We start from the raw sequence: 4,258 nt of genomic DNA, 5'->3' as shown, positions 1-4,258 counted from the left end.
GCGAAACGAGATCGAAGAAACGGTTGCATGTATCTTTGCAGAAGTGTTAGGCGTTACCTCGGTGGGGATTGAAGACAACTTCTTCGAAATGGGTGGTGACTCGATCAAAGCAATCCGTGTCGTATCCAAGATACGGGAAGCCGGATATGAACTGTCTGTCAAAGATCTGATGCAACTGCGCATCGTGAAACGGATTGCAGAAATAGCAGTCGCAGCAGAAGGGGAGACGGTATACCAAGGGGAAGTCAGCGGATCGGCACGGCTGACGCCGATTCAGCATACATTCTTTGATTGGAACTATCAGAAACCGCATCATTTCAATCAGGCCACCATGCTTTATTGCGAGGAAGGCTTTAATGTAACAGCACTCCAACAAAGCGTCAAAGCGCTTGTTGTCCATCATGACATGCTGCGCAGCGTGTATAGAGATAAATTACAAAGGGTTCTCCCGGTTCAAGAAAGTAAACTGTTTGACTGGAACGAGTATGAACTTAAACATTCAGACCCTATTTCACAGATCGTGGAGCAGAAGAGTACAGAGCTGCAAAGAAGTATCGATTTGGAACAGGGTCCCCTCATGAAAGTAGGGTTGTTTCACACGGCAGACGGAGACCATCTGCTGTTATGTCTGCATCATCTTGTAGTAGACGGTGTATCGTGGAGGATTCTTCTGGAAGACCTGAAAGCCGGATATGAACAGGCATTACAGGGCAAGGAAGTCGTTCTTCCGGCAAAAACAGTCTCTTACAAAGACTGGGCGGAAGCGTTGGCAGAATACTCCCAAAGTATAGAAATGAAACAGGAAACAAAATATTGGAGAGAGATATGTGAACAAGTGAAAGATGGGGCAATTCAAGGTGACTTGGATGGCCAACCGACGGAATATGCGCATATGCAGCTTGAACTGGAGAAGGAAAGTACCCGGCAGTTATTATATGAAGCTGGGAAAGCGTTTGGAACGGAGATCAATGACTTGCTGCTGTCAGCACTCGGCATGGCGGTGAAACAGTGGAAAGGACAAGATTACGTTGCCATAGAAATGGAAGGCCACGGACGTGAAGAAATTCATAAAGCTGTGAAAATGGACAGAACCGTCGGTTGGTTTACCAGTGTTTATCCGATTGTATTGCAAGGATCTGAGGATCCCGAAGAAACGATCATCAACACCAAAGAAATGCTCCGAACAATTCCGAATCACGGCATCGGCTATGGCGTGGCCAAATATCTTGGTCCGTATAAATGGCCGGATGTAGAAGCAGGCATTGGCTTCAATTACCTCGGGCACATGGATCATGAACTTGGAGCAGAGGGAAGGATTAGAGCATCCAATCTGTCATGCGGAAGCAGTATTGCAGATGACAATATGCCGAAGCAAGGCATTGCGATGAACGGGAGCGTATCTGGCGGTAAATTACGGTTTGCTATTGCCTACAACAAGGGAAGGTACAGTGCACAAAGCATAGAGCAGTTCTGCCAAAATTACGTTCAATCTATTAACACGATTGTTCAGCACTGTGTATCTCAAAAAGAAGTCATCAAGACAGCCTCGGATTTCGGCGCGCCGAATATGAGTGCTTCGGATTTCAAGCAACTTACACAAATGCATCCGGTTCATGAATTATCCGGTATTTATTCTTTAACGCCGATGCAGGATGGAATGTTGTATCACAAATTGATGGACGAACATTCCACGGGGTATGTATTGCAATTCAAGCTTCGCATGAAAGGTGAATTTCAGGTTGAGAAAGCACGGGAAAGCCTATGCTTGCTGGCTAGGAAATATGATGTGCTGCGTACGGCGTTTATCTACAACAAAGTAAGTAAGCCGTGGCAAATCGTATTACGTGAGCGTGAAATCGAATGTCATGTTATTGACTTGTCCAACAGCATAGAACAGGAGAACGAGATTGTGAAACTCCAACAGGCGGATATTCGGCGCGGATTCAATCTGGAAGTAGACAGTCTGCTTCGTGCGACTATTCTCAGAAAGTCTGAGGAAGAGCATGTCCTTCTATGGAGTTCCCACCATATCATTATGGATGGATGGAGCCTGCCACTGCTGTTACAAGATTTCATGCAATATTACGAAGCACTGACAGAAGGAAGTACCTTGTCTTCCCTGCAGGAAAGAGTACGAGCAGAGGAAAAAGATATTGTCTCTTATGGTGAATACATCCGCTGGCTGGAGAAACAGGATCGGGAAGAAGGACTTTCTTACTGGGAGAGTTTCCTTGCTGATTACACGGAAGCTGCGGAAATTCTACCGCTAGGTCAAAGCGGGAACAGGGAGGAATAGGAGCATGGAGGAACAGGTCAAAGAAGTAGTGTGTACGTTCGACAAACTGTTGACCGGACAAATACAACGACTCTCTAGCTTGGTTAATGTAACCATAAACACGATCGTAGAAACAGCTTGGGGTGTTTTGTTGCAAAGATACAGCCGGAATACGGATGTTGTATTTGGAAAAGTAGTATCCGGGAGGAATGCGGATATACAGGGAATGGCGCGGGCTGTTGGACTGTTTATCAATACCATACCGATTAGGGTGAAATGTGAAGAAAGCACAACCGTGGAAGAACTGCTCGGGCAGATCCAGCAGCAGGCGGTTGCAAGCATGGAATATGACTATTGTTCCCTAACGGATGTACAAAGCAGAAGCACACTCGGCAATCATTTGATCCGGACGTTGTTTGTGTTCGAAAACTACTATGTAAACGAATCGTTTAACCTTGGAAGTTCTAAGTTGAAGATCGAAATAGAGAGTGCCAGAGAACAGACAAACTATGATCTTTCGTTGAGTGCATTTATTAAGGAAGTCCTGACTCTTAAGATTATGTATGACCCAGGAAAATATGGGGCGGAGGAAATCCGGACGCTGCTGGGAAGAATGGAACAACTGTTGCAACAAATGACTGCAAATTCGAAGCAAAAGGTCAGCGAATTGAGCGTGGTGGACGAAGAAGAAAAGAGGCTGCTCATTGAGACCTTCAATGACACGGCTGCGGAATACCCAAGTGGAAAAACCGTCGTCGAGTTGTTTGAAGAACAGGTTGAGCAGACGCCGGACCATATCGCGGTCGTATTTGAAGATGCCCAATTGACGTATGCGCAGCTGAATAGCCGGTCGAACCAGCTTGCTAGAGCGCTGAAAGCTAGAGGAGTGAAAGCCGACCAAATCGTCGGTCTTATGGTAGAACGATCGTTGGAGATGATCGTGGGCATCCTCGGCATCCTGAAGGCGGGCGGCGCGTACTTGCCGATCGACCCTACGTATCCGCAGGATCGGATCAGGTACATGCTGGCGGACAGCGGGACGAAGCTGCTGTTGACGGATGGGGCGATTTTGGACAGGGCAGCTTTTACGGGCGAAGTGATCGACGTGAGAGATGAGCGGCTGTCTCGGCTGCCCGCGGATAACGTGGATGCGGCGAGCGGGTCTGGGGATTTGGCGTACGTGATTTACACGTCGGGGACGACGGGGCAGCCCAAAGGGGTTATGATCGAGCACCATTCGGTTATAAACCGGATTCACTGGATGCAAAAGCAATATCCGCTGGTAGAAACGGACGTGGTGCTGCAGAAGACGCCGTTTAGCTTTGACGTGTCCGTGTGGGAGCTGCTGTGGTGGTCGTTCTACGGCGCAAGCGTATGTTTCCTGCAGCCGGGCGGGGAGAAAAACCTGGAAGCGATAGCCGAAGCGATCGCGACGCATAAGGTGACGACGCTGCACTTCGTGCCGTCGATGTTGAACGCATTTTTGGAATATGCGGAGAACGGAAGCAAATGGAAGGATCTGTCCTCTATGAGGCGCGTATTCGCAAGCGGAGAGGCGCTGAATAAGCATCAGGTGGACCGATTCTTTGCGGTCATGGGGGAAACAGAGGTCGAGTTGATCAACCTGTATGGCCCGACCGAAGCGACGGTGGACGTGACGTATTTCGATTGCCGGCCGGGCATGGACGGCGTGCCGATCGGCAAACCGATCGACAACACTCGGATCTACATCGTGGGCAGCGGCAACGAGCTTCAGCCGGTCGGGGTTGCGGGAGAGTTATGCATCGCGGGAGTAGGGCAGGCGAGAGGTTATTTGAACCGTCCGGAGTTAACGGCGGAGAAGTTCGAGGACAATCCATTCGAGCCTGGGGAGCGGATGTACCGGACAGGAGATTTGGCGCGGTGGCTGCCGGACGGCAACATCGAGTACTTGGGTCGGATCGACCAACAGGTTAAAATCCGTGGCTACCGGATCGAGCTTGG

The 4,258-nt window shown here is 49.1% G+C and carries 2 protein-coding genes; both read left to right on the top strand.

The window, feature by feature from the left end:
* On the top strand, positions 1–2,296 hold a 2,296-nt coding region (locus tag PKO01S_RS28200; protein ID WP_281278968.1), incomplete at its 5' end, for a condensation domain-containing protein.
* A gap of 4 nt (positions 2,297–2,300) precedes the next feature.
* Positions 2,301–4,258: non-ribosomal peptide synthetase (locus tag PKO01S_RS28195; protein WP_127534762.1), on the top strand; the 1,958-nt coding region annotated here is incomplete at its 3' end.

Origin of the sequence: Paenibacillus kobensis NBRC 15729, assembly GCF_004000825.1 — a bacterium.
Classification (GTDB): Bacteria; Bacillota; Bacilli; order Paenibacillales; family Paenibacillaceae; genus Paenibacillus_T; species Paenibacillus_T kobensis.
This window is presented reverse-complemented; position numbering and strand designations above follow the sequence as displayed.